At 71.8% G+C, this 17,584-nt stretch carries 15 protein-coding genes; 3 read left to right on the plus strand and 12 right to left on the minus strand.

The window, feature by feature from the left end; translation table 11 throughout:
• The first annotated feature begins 29 nt into the window (after positions 1-29).
• Positions 30-1,436 (plus strand): MFS transporter, encoded by a 1,407-nt coding sequence (locus ACIP79_RS26120; protein WP_401227062.1) that lies wholly within the window; start codon positions 30-32, stop codon positions 1,434-1,436.
• A gap of 76 nt (positions 1,437-1,512) precedes the next feature.
• Here the strand turns inward: ACIP79_RS26120 and ACIP79_RS26125 are convergent, their stop codons facing one another.
• Positions 1,513-2,142 (minus strand): hypothetical protein, encoded by a 630-nt coding sequence (locus ACIP79_RS26125; protein ID WP_401227063.1) that lies wholly within the window; start codon positions 2,140-2,142, stop codon positions 1,513-1,515.
• A 16-nt stretch (positions 2,143-2,158) separates the two neighbouring features.
• Entirely contained in the window at positions 2,159-3,139 is a 981-nt protein-coding gene (locus ACIP79_RS26130) for a hypothetical protein (RefSeq protein WP_401227348.1), read from the minus strand.
• A gap of 301 nt (positions 3,140-3,440) precedes the next feature.
• On the opposite strand from ACIP79_RS26130, the gene ACIP79_RS26135 reads away from it, so the two are divergent.
• Positions 3,441-4,631 carry an MFS transporter gene (locus ACIP79_RS26135; RefSeq protein ID WP_401227064.1) on the plus strand — a complete coding sequence of 397 codons (1,191 nt, stop codon included), beginning with the start codon at positions 3,441-3,443 and terminating at the stop codon, positions 4,629-4,631.
• A gap of 98 nt (positions 4,632-4,729) precedes the next feature.
• On the opposite strand, the gene pgm is transcribed toward ACIP79_RS26135, so the two are convergent.
• The 10 genes from pgm to ACIP79_RS26185 form a co-directional block, all read right to left on the minus strand.
• Positions 4,730-6,370 (minus strand): phosphoglucomutase (alpha-D-glucose-1,6-bisphosphate-dependent), encoded by a 1,641-nt coding sequence (pgm, locus tag ACIP79_RS26140; protein ID WP_401227065.1) that lies wholly within the window; start codon positions 6,368-6,370, stop codon positions 4,730-4,732.
• Between the two features lie 114 nt (positions 6,371-6,484).
• A complete protein-coding gene (locus ACIP79_RS26145) occupies positions 6,485-7,498 on the minus strand; it encodes an MASE1 domain-containing protein (RefSeq protein ID WP_401227066.1) in 1,014 nt (337 codons plus the stop codon).
• A gap of 48 nt (positions 7,499-7,546) precedes the next feature.
• Positions 7,547-8,377, minus strand: coding sequence for a PP2C family protein-serine/threonine phosphatase (locus ACIP79_RS26150; protein ID WP_401227349.1), 831 nt, complete (start codon positions 8,375-8,377; stop codon positions 7,547-7,549).
• 246 nt (positions 8,378-8,623) lie between these two features.
• A complete protein-coding gene (locus tag ACIP79_RS26155; RefSeq protein ID WP_401227068.1) occupies positions 8,624-10,804 on the minus strand; it encodes a bifunctional serine/threonine-protein kinase/ABC transporter substrate-binding protein in 2,181 nt (726 codons plus the stop codon).
• Positions 10,805-10,806: 2 nt separating this feature from the next.
• Entirely contained in the window at positions 10,807-12,996 is a 2,190-nt protein-coding gene (locus ACIP79_RS26160) for a bifunctional serine/threonine-protein kinase/ABC transporter substrate-binding protein (protein WP_401227070.1), read from the minus strand.
• Positions 12,993-13,799, minus strand: coding sequence for a hypothetical protein (locus ACIP79_RS26165; protein ID WP_401227350.1), 807 nt, complete (start codon positions 13,797-13,799; stop codon positions 12,993-12,995). Before ACIP79_RS26165 ends, ACIP79_RS26160 begins: the two co-directional genes overlap by 4 nt.
• Positions 13,800-14,109: 310 nt before the next feature.
• Complete coding sequence (gene ykgO, locus ACIP79_RS26170) at positions 14,110-14,232, minus strand: type B 50S ribosomal protein L36 (RefSeq protein ID WP_387187497.1); 123 nt, start codon at positions 14,230-14,232, stop codon at positions 14,110-14,112.
• Positions 14,233-14,270: 38 nt separating this feature from the next.
• Positions 14,271-14,531: a type B 50S ribosomal protein L31 gene (locus ACIP79_RS26175; RefSeq protein ID WP_401227071.1), complete on the minus strand. Its 261-nt coding sequence runs from the start codon at positions 14,529-14,531 to the stop codon at positions 14,271-14,273.
• A gap of 61 nt (positions 14,532-14,592) precedes the next feature.
• Positions 14,593-14,757: a 50S ribosomal protein L33 gene (gene rpmG, locus ACIP79_RS26180; protein WP_401227072.1), complete on the minus strand. Its 165-nt coding sequence runs from the start codon at positions 14,755-14,757 to the stop codon at positions 14,593-14,595.
• 161 nt (positions 14,758-14,918) lie between these two features.
• Entirely contained in the window at positions 14,919-16,034 is a 1,116-nt protein-coding gene (locus tag ACIP79_RS26185) for an AI-2E family transporter (protein ID WP_401227073.1), read from the minus strand.
• 228 nt (positions 16,035-16,262) lie between these two features.
• On the opposite strand from ACIP79_RS26185, the gene ACIP79_RS26190 reads away from it, so the two are divergent.
• On the plus strand, positions 16,263-17,513 hold the full coding sequence (locus ACIP79_RS26190) for a saccharopine dehydrogenase family protein (RefSeq protein WP_401227074.1): 1,251 nt from the start codon (positions 16,263-16,265) through the stop codon (positions 17,511-17,513).
• Positions 17,514-17,584 lie beyond the last annotated feature (71 nt).

Genomic DNA, 17,584 nt, shown 5'->3' on the forward strand with positions numbered 1-17,584 from the left:
TTCGCGAACTATATATAAGGTTACGTGGTATGCGCAGCGATCATCCTTCTCCGCCCTCCGTGCTGGATGCGGACACGGCCTCGGCCCGTGCCGCGGTGGCCCCCCGGCGCCGCTCACCCGGCCTGGTCCTGGCCAGCACCAGCCTGGGCACCCTGCTGGTGATCCTGCTGACCTCCGGGCACAACATCGCGTCGCCCGCTATCAGGTCGACGTTCGACGCCGGTGACACGGCGATCGGATGGGTGCTCTCCGGCTACACCCTGGCCTTCGCCATGCTGTCGCTCACGGGAGGGGCGCTGACCGACCGGTTCGGCGCGCGCCGTGTCTTCCTGGTCGGCCTGGGCGTCTTCAGCGCCTTCAGTCTCGTCGCCGCGACAGCGCCCACCGTGGCCCTGGTCGTGGTCGGCACCTTCGGCGAGGGCCTGGGAGCAGCGCTCGTCCTGCCGTCGGCGCTCGCGCTGATCCAGTTCGTCTACCAGGACGTTCCCGGCCGGGTGGCCTGGGCCATCGGCATCTGGGCGGGCGCGAACGCGCTGGGGGCGGCGCTGGGACCGGTGCTGTGCGGAGCCCTGGTGTCCGTGTCCTCCTGGCGGGCCATGTTCGTGGTCGTCGCGCTCCTCGCCGTCGTCTTCGCCCTGATCGGACGGCCCGTGCTGCCGTTGCTCCGCGGCGGCCACGCGCGACTCGACCTGCCCGGGCTGCTGGTCATGGTGGTGCTCATCGGAGTCGTGGCGTTCCTCGCGCACGACTGGCGGGCGCTGCCCACCGCCGTTCTCGCGGCCGGCGTGCTGATCGCCGCTGCCGCCGTCTGGCTCTTCGGCAGGGTGGAGAGGCGCTCCCCCGCCCCGATGCTGCCGTTGAGCCAGCTCCGCGACGTGTCCTTCAGCGCCAACGCCGTGGTCACGGTGGTCGGTACGGCCGCCTTCTTCGGCACCCTCTACATCGTCAGCATGGGCTTCCAGGACGAGCTGGGCATGGCGCCCTTCACGGCAGGTCTCGCACTGCTTCCGCTGGCCGGCGGCAACATCGTCTCGGCGCTCCTGGCGGGCCGGATCATCGGCCGTCTCGGCGTACGAGGGGCAATGATCCTCGGGTCGGTTCTGGTCGCGTCCGTCCTGGTGGTCATACCCCTGCTGTTCGACCACTACGGCGCGCTGGTCGTGCCGCTGGCCCTGCTGGGGGCGGGCTGGGGGCTGCTGGTTCCCACGACCTCCACGGCGGGGCTGGCCCGTGCGCAACCGGGCAAGGAGGGCGTCGCGTCCGGCGTGACCGCCGGAGGGCGCGAGCTCGGCGCCGCGCTCGCCGCCGCGATACTTCTTCCGCTGGGCGTCCGGGCGGGCATCTGGAGCGCCGCCTGCGTCGGCGTCGTCTCGCTGCTCGTGGTGGTGCTGGGTGTCCGCGTCCATTCCCGGTCGGCGAGTGCCGAAGCCCGGTAGGGGACGCGCCGGGGCAGGCTTGCGGGCTGGACGACCCGGCCGCAGCGGAGGGGACCTCAGGCGGTGGAACCGGACGTCAGGCGGTCCACCGGTCCGAGGGGTGACGAGTCGTCAGCCACACGCTCGCACCCGGCACGAGGTCGGCTTCACGCGGCCCGTGGAATCCGAGGGGGCGCAGTCCCTCCGCGTGGGCGGCGGAAACCGTGATCGCGACGGCGGTCGCGGCCTCGTCGTCGAGCGTGCGCAGTCCGGGGGCCAGCAGGTCCGCGACCACGTCGTCGTCCAGGATGTTCGCGTCGTCCAGCGCGCCGACGACGACCACCTTCCAGTGCGGTACCTCCGGTTCCGCGTCCTGCGGCCACGTCGGCACGACCGGGCGGCAGCGCGGCCCCGCGGCGAGTTCGCGGGAGAGGAGGCTGGTGAAGAACGTGTCGGGTGGCTTGGAGTCGGTACCGGGCGGCAGCCAGACGGCGACCGCCACGAGCGCGCCGTCCGCTCGCTCCGCCACGCGTACGTGGCCCTCTTCGAGCGCGTAGTGGGCCAGCACCAGCCGCAGAGCGCTCCGCTTCCGCTCCCAGTCGAGTTCGGAGCCGTCCGGCGTCGACGTCGGGGGCGGAGTCGGGGCGATCAGGCGTACCACGGCGGGCACGTCCACCAGCCCCGCCGCACGAACGGCCGTCCGGGTGGGGAGTTGGAGGGTCGTCATGGTCGTGTTCTTCCTTTCAGATCGGTTTGCTCGTTCCGGTGGCGTCGGCCGCGGCCGTGCGCGGCCGTCCGGTGGACGCCGGCGCGGAGCGGAGAAGCCGGGAAGGCCGCGGACCCGGTACGGAACCCGGGCGCGGCAGGCCGTCACCGCCGTCGAGGTGGTCGGGATGGTCGGGAAGGTCGTGCCGGGGCTGAGGCCGGCTGAGCAGGACCACACCGTGCCCGGCTGTCGCCGCGCCGGCGAGAGCGAGCGCGGTGCCCGCCGCCCCGTACTGGAAGCCCTCGCCCAGCAGGGTGATGCCGATGACGGACGCCGTGACGGGATTGACGAGGGTGAGCAGGGCCAGCGGACCGCCGAGACCGGCGCGGTAGGCCTTCTGCGAGAGCAGCAGGCCGGCCACCGCGAACGTCATGGTCAGGACCGCGACCACCGCCACGCTCCACGACAGGGCCGGTCCGACGGCGACCTTCTGGGCCATCGTGGAGCCGACGCCGGAGGCGATGCCGGAGGCCGCCGCGAAGGCGAGGCCGCCCGGGGCGAAACGGCCCGAGGCGAAGCCGACCAGTACCGCGACGACAGTGCCGGCGGTGAGCGTGACCACCAGGACCTCGGTGGTGTGCAGGGTGTTGTCCGGCACGTTGCCCGAGGCGGTCACGATCAGCAGCGCGGCCAGGCCGACGAGGGTGAAGGTCATGCCTCGCCACTGCGTGCCCGTGGTGCGGCGGCGCGTGGCCAGCGAGCCCAGGGGTACGGCCGCCACCAGGGTCAGCGCGCCGAGCGGCTGCACCAGGGTCAGCGGCCCGTACCGCAGGGCGAGCACGTGCAGCAGCGCTCCGCCGGCGTTGAGGACGACCGACCACCACCACGAGACACGCAGGAGTGCGCCCCGCAGGCCGACCGTCTTGGCCGCGGTCCGTTCCTGGACCACGGCGGCTGTGGCGTAGCAGACCACGGAGAAGAGGGAGAGGGCGACGGCCAGGAAGACCGGCGAGGTCATCATCGCGAGGTCCGCGCCGCTACGGCCGGAAGCGGAGCTCCGGCTCTGCCGGAACCCGGCGTCTGCGGCTTCCTGCTGCTGTGGCTGGGGTGCACCCCGGACCCCCATGTATACGAAACGGTTTCGTACACATAAGCTACGGCGCCTCCCGCCGGAACGCAAGCGCCCCTCACGAGCCGAGGGCCGGAAACCGACGGGGTCCGGAGCCCCTCTTCGTGTCCCGCTCACGGACAACACGCCGGTCCTCGAACGTAATCCCGTGTGGCGCGCCGCATGTGACGGGCGGGACTACCGTCGGTGCATGGACGATGATCGCCGGAAGTGGCGCCAGTGCCTGCTCGGCGGAGCGGTGTTCGCCGTGTGCATGGCCGGCACCACGCTGCCGACCCCGCTCTACGGCCTCTATCAGGACAAGTTCGGGTTCTCCGAGCTGATGGTGACCGTCGTGTACGCCGTGTACGCCTTCGGAGTCATCGGCGTACTACTACTGGCGGGCAACGCCTCCGACGCCGTCGGCCGAAGGCCGGTGCTGCTGGCGGGCCTGGGATTCGCGGCCGTGAGCGCCGTCTGCTTCCTGTGCGCCGACGGACTGCCCTGGCTGTACGCCGGCCGGTTGATGTCGGGTCTCTCCGCGGGCCTGTTCACCGGGGCCGCCACGGTCTACGTGCTGGAGCTGGCGCCGGACAGCGGCGCCTCCCGGGCCACCTTCGTGGCGACGGCCGTGAACATGGGCGGCCTCGGCTGCGGCCCGGTGCTCGCCGGGGTACTCGCCGAGTACGCCGACTGGCCGCTCTATCTGCCGTTCGCCGTACACCTCGTGCTGGTCGCCTGCTCGGCCGTCGTGCTGCTGAGGCTTCCGGAGACCGTGCGGGAGCGGCGTCCGCTGAGCACGGTGCGGCCGCAGCGGCCCGGCGTGCCCCCAGGGGTGCGGACGGTGTTCGGGCCCGCGGCGATCGCCTCGTTCGTGGGGTTCGCCCTGTTCGGCGTGTTCACCTCGGTCAGCCCCGCGTTCCTCGCCGAGTCCCTGGACGTCCGCAACCACGCCGTCAGCGGGCTTGTCGTCGCGCTGGCCTTCTTCGCCTCGATCGCCGGTCAGCTGCTGGTCGGGCGGTTCGGGGTGGGGCGGTCGCTGCCGTTGGGCTGTGCCACGCTCTTCGTCGCGCTCGCGCTGCTCGCGGGTGCGCTGCGCTGGGACCTCCTGGCGCTGGTGGTAGCGAGCGCGCTCGTCGCCGGGGTCGGGCAGGGACTGGCGTTCCGCGGGTCGCTCTCCGCGGTGGCCGAGGCCTCTCCCCCGCACCGGCGCGCGGCGGTGATCTCGATGCTGTTCGTGGTCGCGTACGCGGGCATCTCGTTGCCGGTGATCGGCGTGGGCGTGCTGTCGGGCCCGATCGGCCTGGAGGACGCGGGGCTGGTGTTCATCGCCTGCATGGCCGTCCTCGTCACGACCGCCGCCGTCTATCTGCTCCGTCGGCCGGTGCGTACGGACGCGTGAACGAACGCGTGAGTGTATGGACGCACGACCTTACCGACGCCTGAGCGCGCGGACGCGGTGTTCCCGTACCGCGTCCGCGCGCCTGCCCCCGGGGTGGGTCAGCCGGCCAGTGCCGCGGACACCACGGCTTTCGCCTCCTCCTGCACCTGCCTGAGGTGGTCGGTGCCGAGGAAGGACTCGGCGTAGATCTTGTAGACGTCCTCGGTGCCCGAGGGGCGGGCCGCGAACCAGGCGTTCTCGGTGGTCACCTTGATGCCGCCGATGGCCGCGCCGTTGCCCGGCGCCTCCGTGAGCACGGCGGTGACCGCCTCTCCCGCCAGGGTCTCCGCGCCGACCTGCGCGGGCGAGAGCTTCGCGAGGAGGGCCTTCTCCTCGCGGGTCGCCGGAGCGTCGATGCGCTCGTAGGCGGGCTCACCGAACCGTTCGGTCAGCACGGCGTAGTGCTCGGAGGGCGTTTTGCCGGTCACCGCGGTGATCTCCGAGGCGAGCAACGCGAGGATGATGCCGTCCTTGTCGGTGGTCCACACCGAGCCGTCACGCCGCAGGAAGGACGCGCCGGCCGACTCCTCGCCGCCGAATCCGAGGGATCCGTCGGACAGCCCGTCCACGAACCACTTGAACCCCACCGGCACTTCGACCAGCTGTCGTCCGAGGTCGGCGGCGACCCGGTCGATCATCCCGGAGGACACCAGGGTCTTGCCGATCCCGGTGTCCGCGGGCCACCGCTCGCGATGGGAGTACAGGTAGTGGATGGCAGCGGTGAGGTAGTGGTTGGGGTTCATGAGACCGGCGTCCGGGGTGACGATCCCGTGGCGGTCGGCGTCGGCGTCGTTGCCCGTGGCGATCTGGAAGCGGTCGCGCTGCGAGATGAGCGAGGCCATGGCGTAGGGCGACGAGCAGTCCATCCGGATCTTGCCGTCCCAGTCCAGCGTCATGAAGCGCCAGGTGGGGTCGGTGAGGGGGTTGACCACGGTGAGGTCGAGCGCGTGCTGCTCGGCGATGCGTCCCCAGTAGGCGACCGAGGCCCCGCCCAGGGGATCGGCGCCGATGCGCACGCCGGCCGCCCGGATCGCGTCGAGGTCCAGGACGTTCGGCAGGTCGGCGACGTAGGTGCCGAGGAAGTCGTAGCGACCGGTGCCGGGGGCGGTCAGCGCCCTGGCGTAGGGGATGCGCCGTACGTCCTTGAGACCGCCCGCGATGAGTTCGTTGGCCCGGTCCTGGATCCAGCCGGTCGCCTCGGAGCCCGCCGGACCGCCGTTGGGCGGGTTGTACTTGAAGCCGCCGTCGCCGGGCGGATTGTGCGAGGGCGTGACCACGACGCCGTCGGCGAACGCTGAGGACCGGCCGCGGTTGTACGTCAGGATGGCGTGCGAGACGGCCGGGGTGGGCGTGTAGCCGTCCGCCTCGTCGAGGAGCACCGGCACGTCGTTGGCCGCGAACACCTCCAGCGCGGTGACCCTGGCCGGCTCCGACAGCGCGTGGCTGTCGATTCCCAGGAAGAGCGGACCGTCGGTCCCCTGCCCGGCGCGGTACTCACAGATCGCCTGGCTCGTCGCGGCGATGTGGTCCTCGTTGAACGCGGTCGCCAGTGAGGACCCGCGGTGGCCGGACGTGCCGAAGGCGACACGCTGGCCGGGCTCCGCCGGGTCGGGGTGCAGCGAGTAGTACGCCGTGACCAGCCGGGCGACGTCGACGAGATCCTCGGGGCCTGCCGGACGGCCCGCTCGCTCGTGCTGCATGAGCCCGCACCTCCACAGTGGTTGTCCTTCGTTTGTGGTCCCATCTTTCCTCACGGACCGCGCCCCCGGGACAGCCCGTCCGCCTGCCGGGGATGGCGCCGGGGCGCGGGCGGCTCACCGGGCCTGGTCCTGCCGCCCGATGGCGCCGTCGTCCGGCGGTGGCGGCCGGGGGGAGGAGTTCCCGGCGGTGAGGTGTTCAAGCACCTGCACCAGATCCTGGCAGGCCCGTTCCACGGAACGTCTCGTGTTGCGCTGCTCGGTGATCACGGCGGCCAGCAGCAGTGCGGTCAGGGCCATCGATCCGTTGAAGGCCTGGAGCTTGATCATCAGCGTCGTGTCGCTCAGGTTCTCGAACGGGCCCACCTCGTCCGTGGCGGCGATCGTGGCCAGGACGGAGGCGAAGAGGGCGCACAGCACGCTGCCTCCGTACTGAAAGCGCAGCGCCGCCCAGATCAGCAGCGGATAGACGAGGAAGAGGACGCTGATCGGGCTGTTGGTGGCGATCGGCACGATGACGCAGGCGGCGAGCGCCAGCACGAGGCCCTCCTTCCACCGCGCCGGGCGCAGGGGCAGGCGCACCCCGTAGAGCATGAGGATGACGGGGGTGACGATCAGGACACCCATCGCGTCGCCCACCCACCAGGCCAGCCAGACCGGCCAGACGCTGTCCGTCGCGAGTTTGTCCGTGAGGACGAGCATGCCGACGCCGGCGCTCGCGCTGATCAGCATGCTGCCGAGAGCGCCCAGGAACACCAGGGCGAGGCAGTCCCGCAGACGGCTCAGGTCGATCCGGAAGCCGAGCCCTCGGAGCATGTAGTACGCGCAGACCGGAGCGGCGGTGTTGCCCGCGACGATGCCGACCACCGTGGGCTGGAGCGAGCCGAAGGACATCACGATCAGCAGGGCGCCGAGGGCGATCCCGAGCCAGGCCCGCACACCGAAGATCAGCAGGGCGGCCACCGCCACGCCCGTAGGGGGCCAGATGGGGGTGAACACCGCTCCCTCGACGACGAGCCGCCGCAGGAGTCCCAGCCGCCCTGCCCCGTAGTAGCAGGCGGCCACCGTCAACGCCTGGAGCGCGACGACGGCCGGCCGGCTCAGCTCGCGTGTACCCGCCACAGCAGCCATCAGACACCGTCGCCGCCCGGTCGGCGAGGCGAGCGACGAGGGCGCGCCCTACCGCGTCGGGCCGGACGCCTCGTGGCCGACCACCAGCACGGCCGCGTCGTCCTCGTGGCCCACACGCTCGGCGCCCTTGATCACGGCGGCGGCGAGCGAACCGGCCGACATACCCGCCACGGCGGCGATGCCGGCGAGCCGTACCACCTGGTCGAGCCCTTCGTCGATGCTCATCGAGGGCCCCTCCACCACGCCGTCGGTCAGCAGCACGAACACTCCGCCGGTGGTGAGCTCGTACCGGGTCACGGGGTACTCCACGCCCTCCTCGATGCCCAGCGGTGGCCCCCCTTCGTCCTCGGCGATGCCGGACTTCCCGTCCGCGGTCGCCCAGACACACGGTATGTGTCCGGCCCGCGCGCTCTCCAGCACGCCGGTGGAGGGGTCCAGCCGCATGAAGGTGCAGGTGGCGAAGAGGTCGCTGCCGATGGACAGGAGGAGGGCGTTGGTCCGCGCGAGGAGTTCCCCGGGTTCGCCCGTGACGGAGGCGAGCGCGCGCAGCCCGACCCGGACCTGGCCCATGAACGCGGCCGCCTCGATGTTGTGGCCCTGGACGTCGCCGATGGAGAGCCCGATGCGGCCGTCCGGGAGTTCGAAGGCGTCGTACCAGTCTCCGCCCACGTTGAGGCCGTAGCAGGCCGGCGCGTACTGGACGGCCACGTGGAAGCCGGGGGCGCTCGGCATGTCACCCGGGAGCATGCCGCGTTGCAGCGCGATCGCCAGCTCGACCTGGGAGCGCTGGAACTCGGCGCGCTCACGCGCCTGGGCGGTCAGCGACCCGAGTCTGTCCAGCAGCTCGTCGCCGTCGTCCGTGGGGCGCTTGCGGAACATCGACCACCCCAGGAGGAAGGACGCGTCGGAAAAACGCATCGGATGGACGCATCGGATGGATACATCGCTAGAACAAATGACCTGATTGGCTCTATATCGGATCATAGCGAACCGTGGGGTGAGCGCCGCTATCAGCGGATCCGCGCAGCGCGAACCATGGAACCCGAATCACTGGCCCGCCCATCGATCACTGGGCCGCCGGTCAACTGGGCCGCCAGTCATGGGACGGCCCGACTCTCGACCGGCTCAGGCCTTCTTGACCTGGTCGTAGCGGCCGAGGAAACGCGGGGCGCCGTTCTCCACCCGGTGGAGGAAGAGGCTGTTGACCCAGCGGAACTCGTCCGTCACCGCGTCGAACTCGATGGTCTTCGCGAGACCCTTGTACTTGATCGTGCGGAGCCTGCGCACCATCGCGCCCCGCTCGACCTCGACATCGGCCAGCTCACGCAGCCCCTGGGCGACGAAGAGGACCGCGTCGTACGCCTCCAGGGCGAAGCGCTCGACGGTCTCGACCGCGAAGCGCTTCTTGTACGACGCGACGAAGCGGGCCGCGGCGGGCAGCCGGGCCGGGTCCACGTAGGTCGTGCTGATCACCCAGCCCTCGGCCGCCGGGCCCGCCTCCCTGAGGAACGCAGCCTCCAGGACCGGTTCCGAGGCCATGCGCGTGCCCTTGAAGCCGGCCTGTCGCAGCGCGCGGGCGCACAGGGCCGCCCGGTGCGGCGACGCGCCCGCGTACACCACGGCCTGCGCGTCCGCCGCGACCACCGCGGCGGCGACCATGTCGAAGTCCTCGCTGTCCGCGGCGACGGCATGGGTGGTGGTCGTGCCGCCCGCGGGCGGATACTCGGCCAGGTCCTTGACGATCTGCCAACTGGTGCGGCTGGCGGCCCTGTCGTCGACGAGGGCGGTCCTGCGGCTCTTCGCCGCGTGGGTGAGGTAGTGGATGAAGGCCGTCGACAGGGCGTTCTCGTTGGGCCTGAGCTGGAAGAACGCGCGGGTGAGGGTCTTCGAGTACAGATCGCTGCCGGACGATACGGTCACCATCGGCAGCAGGGCCTTCTGGTAGCGGACCATGGCGGCCTCGGTCACGGCGCTGCCGGTCGGGCCGATCACGGCGTACACGTCGTCGTCCGCGACGAACCTTCCGGCCACCCGCTCGGCCTGCTTCACCTTCCCCGTGTCGTCGTGGACCTGGAGAGCCAGGTCGAAGGTACGGCCTTCACGGGAACGGGAGTTGAAGTCCGCCACGGCCAGCCGGGCGCCCCGCTCCTGCGCACGGCCCGTCGCCCTGCCGGTGCCCGAGAGGTCGGCGTGCAGGCCGATGACGTACCGGGGCAGGGGGTCCTGGCCCGCCGCGCCGTCGTCTGCGGTGGTGGACCTGGAGGCGGCCCAGGCCGCCACTCCCCCGCCCGCGACCACCACACCGGCCGCCGAGCCCAGGGCGAGGAGACGGCGCCGGGAGATGCCGGGGCCCTCCGGCGGCAGGAGAAGCGTGGCCGGGGCCGGGTCGGGCATGGCCAGCACGGCTGACGAGCGCTCCGCGATCAGGCGGGGCAGCGCGGGCGGCAGCCACTCGCCCTCCCCGTGGCCCTCCCCGGCCAAGGCGTTCCGCACCGCCTCCGCGGTGGGCCTCGCCTGCGGATCCTTGGCGAGACAGCGGATGAGCAGCGGGACCAGGGCCCACGGCGCGGAGTCGAGGTCGGGTTCCTCGTGGACCGTACGGAAGACTATGGCGGCCGGGGTGCCGGTGCCGAACGGGCGTCTGCCGGTCGCCGCGTACGCCAGTACGCAGCCCAGCGAGAAGACGTCGCTCGGCGGGCCGATGTCGCCGCTCCGCGCCCGCGCCTGCTCGGGCGAGAGGAAGCCGGGTGAGCCGATCACCACGTCGGTCGCGGTCAGCGCGGTGGCGCCGGTGGAGCGCGCGATGCCGAAGTCGATGAGCCGGGGTCCGTCCAGGGCGAGCAGGACGTTGCCCGGTTTGACGTCCCGGTGCACCAGGCCCGCCGCGTGCACCTCGGTGAGTGCCTCGGCCAGCCTGGCGCCCAGGGCACGCACCGTCCGGTACGGCAACGGCCCGTGCAGCGCGACGGCCTCGGCCAGCGAGGGTCCCGGTACGAAGGCGGTCGCCAGCCAGGGTTCGCGGGCTCCCGGTTCCGCCGCGGTGACCGGAACCAGCCAGCGCCCGGTCAGGGAGCCCGCGGCCTCGGCCTCGCGCCGGAAGCGGGCCCGGAAGCCGTGGTCGGCCGCGTAGTCGGCGCGGATCACCTTCAGCGCGACCAGCGCGCCGCCCGTGGAGCGGGCCAGGTAGACCACGCCCATGCCACCCGCGCCGAGCCGGCCGAGCAGCCGGTAGCCGCCGACGAACGGCGGGTCGCCCTGCTTGAGCGCCTGCACTCCCGCCCGCCCGTCCGCGTGCGCCTCGGCCACCGCTACACCTCGGAGGGCGCGGCGCCGAGGAAGCGGAACCGGCCGCCCTCGACCTGGTGCAGGAAGATGCCCCAGCCGGCGAACGTGCCGTCCTCCGGCTTGAAGGAGAACTCCTTGGTGATGCCCTTGTAGCGGCTCTTGCGCAGCAGGCCCGCCAGCTCCTGCCGCCGTGGCGGCCGTCCGGCCTTCGTGGCCTTCACCAGCTCCTGGAGGACGAGGTTGACGGCGTCGTACGCCTCGGCGGCGTAGTAGCCGGGCGCGGCGCCGTAGCGCTTGCGGAAGGCGGCGGTGAAGGGCGCCGATCCGGGCACGGCGGCCGGGTCGACGAAGGAGGAGGTGAGCACCCAGCCCTCGGCCGCCTCCTTCGCCTGTTCCAGGAACGCCGGGTCGATGACGGCCTGCGAGCTGAGCCGCGGTTTGTCGAAGCCGGCCGCCGCCAGCTCGCGGGCCACCGTGGCGGCGCCCGGCGCGTAGCCGGCGTAGATGAAGGAGCTGATCCCGGCCCGCAGCATGTCGGCGACGACGGGGCCCATGTCGTCCGTGCCCGCCGGGATCACCCGCGGATAAGCCGGCGAGCCCATCTGGCGGAGCATCATCGCGTTGATCGAGGCGGTCTCCTGGGCGTACGTCTGCGCGGTGCGGTCCTGGAGCAGGCCGGGGCGCAGCGCCGCGTTCTGCCGCAGGAGGTAGACGGTCATCGGCAGGGAGAGCGCCGCGTCGCTGGGGCGGCAGTGCACGAAGGACCGGTACTCGTTCCTGGTCAGGACCAGTCCTCCGGCCGAGACGCAGAGCAGTGGCAGCCGGGCCTCGTCGTACGCGCCGAGGACGGCGTGGGCCGTCTGGTCGTTGGTCGGGCCCAGCACGGCGAGCACGTCGGCGTCCTGGATCAGCTTCCTGGCCGCGGCCGGCGCCCGCCCCGCGGTGCCGCCGTCGTCGGCGGTCTTCAGGGTGAGCTCGAAGGGCTTGTTCCGGCGGGCGTTGAACTGTTCGACCGCCAGCCGTGCGCCCTGCTCCTGCGCCCTTCCCGCCGTACGTTGCGCGCCGCTCAGGTCCGCCTGCACTCCGATGGCCCAGCGTCGTGCCGTGGGCTTGGCCGGGGTGTCGTCGTCGCGCAGCACTGCCCAGGCCGCGGTCCCGCCGGCCGCCAGGGCCAGGGCCGCGCCGGAGGCCAGTACGAGCAGCCGCCGCCGGCTTGGCGACGCGGGCTCCTCGTCGGCCGGCGCGTCGGAGACGGTCGGCTCGATGTCGGGAAGGGCCAGCATCTCCGCCGAGCGGTCGGCGATCGACCGTACGACGTCCTCGGGCAGCCAGTCGATCCGGCCGCCCTCGGGAACGGCGTCCTCGATCAGCAGCACCGCGCCCAGGTGCTCGGCCGTGGGACGGTCCGCGGGGTCCTTCGCCAGGCACCGGCGCAGCAACGCGGGCAGTTCGGAGTCTTCGGGGTTGTCGGGGTCGTCGGAGCCTTCGGAACGGTCGGCCTCGATGCCGCTGAGGTCGGGTTCGTCGTGGACCGTGCGGTAGAGCAGGGCGTCCGCGGTGCCGGTGCCGAAGGGCGGGTGGCCGGTGGCCGCGTATGCCAGGAGGCCGCCGAGCGAGAAGATGTCGCTGGCGGGGCCCATCTCGGCGCCGCGCGCCTCGGCCTGCTCGGGTGAGAGGAATCCGGGGGTGCCGATGACCAGGTCGGTGGAGGTGATCGCGGTCTCGTCGGCCGCGCGGGCGATCCCGAAGTCGATCAGACGCGGACCGTCCACGGCGAGCAGGACGTTGGCGGGCTTGACGTCGCGGTGGATCAGTCCGGCGGCGTGCACCTCGCTCAACGCGGCGGCGAGCATCCTGCCCAGGACGCGCACGCTCCGGACGGGCAGCGGGCCGTGGCGCCGGACCGCTTCCTCCAGCGAGGGGCCGGGCACGAAGGCGGTGGCCAGCCAGGGGGCCGCGGCGTCCGGGTCGGCGGCGGTGACCGGCACGGCCCAGGGGCTGGACACCCGGCGGGCGGCCTCGACCTCGCGGCGGAATCGGGCGCGGAACTCCGGCTCGTCCGCGAACTCGGACTGGATGACTTTGACGGCGGCCAGCGACCCGGACTCCGTACGGCCGAGGTAGACCACGCCCATTCCCCCGGCGCCGAGGCGGGCCAGCAGTCGGTGTCCGCCGATCGAGGCGGGGTCGGTGGGGAGCAGCGGCTCGCTCATTCCGGCGCCTCCAGCTCGATCTCGGCGCGGCTCAGCATCTGGCTGACTCCCTGGAGCAGGGCGGCGTCGACGTCATCGTCGGACCTGCCCTTCGCTCCCTTGCCGACGACGGCGACGGTGACCTGGCTCAGCCTGCTCTGCACCCAGTAGTAGTAGTGGGGGCCGCCGAGTTGGTCGCTGTAGTACTCGCCGGCCTCGGTGAGTGTGTCCTCGGAGGTGAAGTTGCCCATCAGGCCGAAGTCGGCGCCCTGGGAGAGCAGTCCGGTGATCCGTTCGCCCTGGCGGAGCTGCTGGTCGGGGCAGCGCAGCGCCTCTTCGAGGGTCTCGGCCATCTCCCATTCGGCGTCGACCACTGTCGGGTGCACGGTGACGACGGCGGCGACGCGGATCGGTCCCTTGCCGTCCTCCGCGGGCAGTTCCATGTAGCGGGTGAGGCTGGCGAGCGCCGTGTCGGGCAGTGGCTCGCGCTGCCAGACGCAGTTGGCGTCGAGCACGGGCCAGAATCCCGGTTCACTCTGGTATGGGCTGCGCTTGACGTAGCCAGGTCCCAGGTCGACGGGGGCGGCTCCGACGATGCGGACCAGGCGTTCGGCCTCGGCGCGGGTGTTCGGCGCGCGGCCGGGATCGGGGGTGAAGTTCAGGCTCGCGGCACTGGGGGACGGGCTGGACGGGGCTCCGCCCTTGGCGTCCGCCGGCTCGGAACCGGCGCCCCGCGGCCCGCGGTCCTCCGCCCCCGAACAGCCGGCCAGCAGCAGCCCCGCGGCTAACGCGCCGCAGCACAGGCGTAATGGTCTCCGGTACACCGTCAACTTCCCCCATCCGCACGTACGTTCCCCGCAGGGAGGGTATCGACTGTGCCGCGGGTTCACTACCGACCTCGTCGGAGTCGGTCATTCCTGAGCGCCCTGCGGCGGATGTCTCTCAACGCCCGTCATTCCAAAGGGACTTGAACTCAGAACACACCAACCGCCCCGCGGTGCACAGCACCTTCCCTGTCCGCCGTCACGGAGGACGGCGGAGGCGGACACAACGGTTCCCCGGCCGCGGTACGCGTAAGGGGCGCCGGGAGTCGCGAAAGCGATCCCGGCGCCCCTGTGCGCGGCACTCGACCGGTCAGCCCTGGCGGGCCTTGAAACGCGGGTTCTTCTTGTTGACGACGAAGACCACTCCACGCCGACGGACCACCTGGGCCCCGGGCTTGGACTTCAGCGAGCGCAGGGAATTGCGTACCTTCATGGCTCTGTCCTCCTTCTTTTCCGCTCCGGCCGCGCGGTTCAGCGCTGGGCCGGGACCGCCCGGCCGTAGCGGCGCTCGAAGCGCTCCACTCGGCCGGCGGTGTCCACCACTCGCGAGGTCCCCGTGTAGACGGGGTGGCTCGCGGACGAGATCTCGACGTCGATCACCGGGTAGGTGTGTCCGTCCTCCCACTCGATCGTCCGGGAGGAGTGGGCGGTCGACCGCGTCAGGAACGCGACGTCCGCGGCGCGGTCCCGGAAGACGACCGGCTGGGATACGGGGTGGATACGAGACTTCATGCGACTTCCTTCCCTGTGACTGTCCGCCCGGAAACCGTGCGCCCGGCGGTCCGGGCCCGGCTCAGCGTTCCTCGCGGAACGGGACGTGCTCACCGGCGGCCGGGTCGTACTTGCGCAGGACGAGCCGATCGGGGTCGTCCCTACGGTTCTTGCGCGTCACGTAGGCGGTGCCGGTCCCGGCCGTCGACCTCAGCGTGACCACAGGGCGTGCGTTACTGCGTGCCATCAGGTTCTCCTCTCACCCACATCCGCGGCTTGACTCGCGCATGTCAGCTTCTCGGTGTCTGTAACACCCACCCCCCTCGTCGCATTCCCGGGCCGGAGACCCTGTCGCCGCGCACACCGGCGACCGTCCTCCGGTCGGTGGCGGCACGGCCGGACCGCCCGCTACGAGGGCACAGCGGCACCCGGGTGCGGCTCGTCGGTCCCCGGTTCCTGGGTCGGTTCGGACAACTGCTCGCGGAGGTAGTTCCAGAACACCGCGATCAGTGCGGCGACCGGGACGGCGAGCAGGCTGCCCACGATGCCCGCCAGACTGCCGCCCAGCGTCACCGCCAGCAGGACGACGGCCGCGTGCAGGCCCAGTCCACGACTCTGGATCATGGGCTGGAACACGTTGCCCTCCAACTGCTGCACCACCACGATGATCGCCAGCACCAGCAGGGCGTCCGTCAGACCGTTCGACACCAGGGCGATGAGAACCGCGACGAAACCGGCGAACAGCGCGCCCACGATCGGTACGAAAGCGGAGACGAAGGTCAGCACCGCGAGCGGCAGCACCAGCGGTACGTCCAGAGCCCACAACCCGATGCCGATCAGGACGGCGTCGAGCAGACCGACGAACGCCTGGGAACGCACGAAGGCGCCGAGGGTGTCCCAGCTGCGCGCGGCCACGATCGGAACGTCGGTGGCGAGCCGCCCGGGAAGCTGACGGGTCAGCCACGGCAGGAACCGCGGACCGTCCTTGAGGAAGAAGAACATCAGGAACAGCGCCAGGATGGCGGTGACCACGCCATTGACCAGCGTGCTCACCCCGGAGACGAAGGCGGAGACCATGCTGCCGACACTGTCCTGGATGCGGGCGATCGCCGCGTCGGAGGCGTCCGCGATCTGGTCGTCGGCGATGTTCAGCGGCGGGCCCGCGGCCCACTCGCGCAGCTTCTGGATGCCGTCCACCACACCGTCGGTCAGGTCTCCCGACTGGGACGCCACCGGCACCGCGATCAGCGCCACGATGCCCGCCGCGACCAGCAGGAACAACACGGTCACGACCGACGCGGCCAGCGCGGGGCGCCACCCGCGCTGACGCAGGAACCGGGTGAACGGCCAGGTCAGCGTGGTGATGAAGAGGGCGACTATGAGCGGCCAGACGATCGACCACATCCGGCCCAACGCCCATAGGGCCACCCCGGCCATCACGAGGACCAACAACACGTCAACGGAGATACGCGCCGACGTGCGCAGCGCGGCACGGGTTTTCGTCGAACTCAGGGTGGCAGACATGGGGATCACCCTATGGGTACTCCAGTCCGACCCGGCCGACACTCCCGCCTGACGGCCAACCGGGCCGTCGGCGAGGCGAGTTGACAGGTGGCGGAGGCCCCCGGCCGCCCGAGCCGCCTCCCGCCACCCCTTCACACTGAGCGGCGCCGAAAGCCGATATCGTCCTCGCGCACGGGGTCAGCGGTGTCGGCATCCCCTGCCGAGGGCGGGGCGAAGGAGCACGGTGCTATGCGAGTTCTCATGGTCGGAGCCGGAGGCGTGGGCACCGCGATCACGAAGATCGCGGCCCGCCGCGCCTTCTTCGAGCACATGGTCGTCGCCGACTACGACAGGGCGCGGGCGGAGTCGGCCGTCGCGGGTGTCGGGGACGACGGCAGATTCACGGCGGTACGCCTCGACGCCTCGGACGCGGCAGGCGTACGGGCCGCTCTCGCCGAGCATCGCTGCGACGTCCTGCTCAACGCCACCGACCCCCGTTTCGTCATGCCGCTGTTCGAGGCGGCCCTCGCGCACGGCGCGCACTACCTCGACATGGCGATGTCCCTGTCGAGGCCGCACACCTCCCGCCCGTACGAGGAGTGCGGCGTGAAGCTGGGAGACGCCCAGTTCGAACGGGCCGCCGAGTGGGAGGAGAGCGGGCGCCTCGCGCTGGTCGGCATGGGGGTGGAGCCGGGCCTGTCGGACGTCTTCGCGCGGTACGCCGCCGACGAACTCTTCGACGAGATCGAGGAGATCGGCATCCGCGACGGGGCCGATCTGACCGTGGACGGATACGACTTCGCCCCCTCCTTCAGCATCTGGACGACGATCGAGGAGTGCCTCAACCCGCCGGTCGTCTACGAAGCCGACCGGGGCTGGTTCACCACACCGCCCTTCAGTGAGCCGGAGGTCTTCGAGTTCCCCGAGGGCATCGGGCCGGTGGAGTGCGTCAACGTCGAGCACGAGGAAGTACTGCTGGTCCCCCGGTGGTTGAAGGCCAAGCGGGTCACCTTCAAGTACGGCCTCGGCGACGAGTTCATCGCCGTCCTGCGGACCCTGCACAAGCTCGGCCTGGACCGCACGGAACCGGTCACCGTCGACGGGAGCGCGGGCGCGGGCCGGGTCGCGGTCTCCCCACGTGATGTCGTCGCCGCCTGTCTGCCCGACCCGGCCGGCCTCGGCGACCGTATGCACGGCAAGACGTGCGCGGGCACCTGGGTCAAGGGGATCAAGGAGGGCCGGCCCCGAGAGGTCTACCTCTACCACGTGGTCGACAACGAGTGGTCGATGCGGGAGTACGGCTCGCAGGCCGTGGTCTGGCAGACCGCGATCAACCCGGTGGCGGCGCTCGAACTCATCGCGTCCGGCGCCTGGCACGGCAGCGGGGTCCTCGGTCCCGAGGCGCTTCCGCCCCGGCCGTTCCTCGACCTGCTGACGGAGTACGGCTCGCCGTGGGGCCTGCGCGAGGACACTCCCGTCACTCCCGTGGAACAGCGGTAGCCGTCCCGGCAGGTTGCGGGTTGCGGGTTGCGGCGGGACTGCCCGCCCGGACCGCGGGAAGCGGTCCGGGC

This window comes from Streptomyces sp. NPDC088747 (genome assembly GCF_044751025.1).
In the GTDB taxonomy this organism is placed as follows: Bacteria; Actinomycetota; Actinomycetes; order Streptomycetales; family Streptomycetaceae; genus Streptomyces.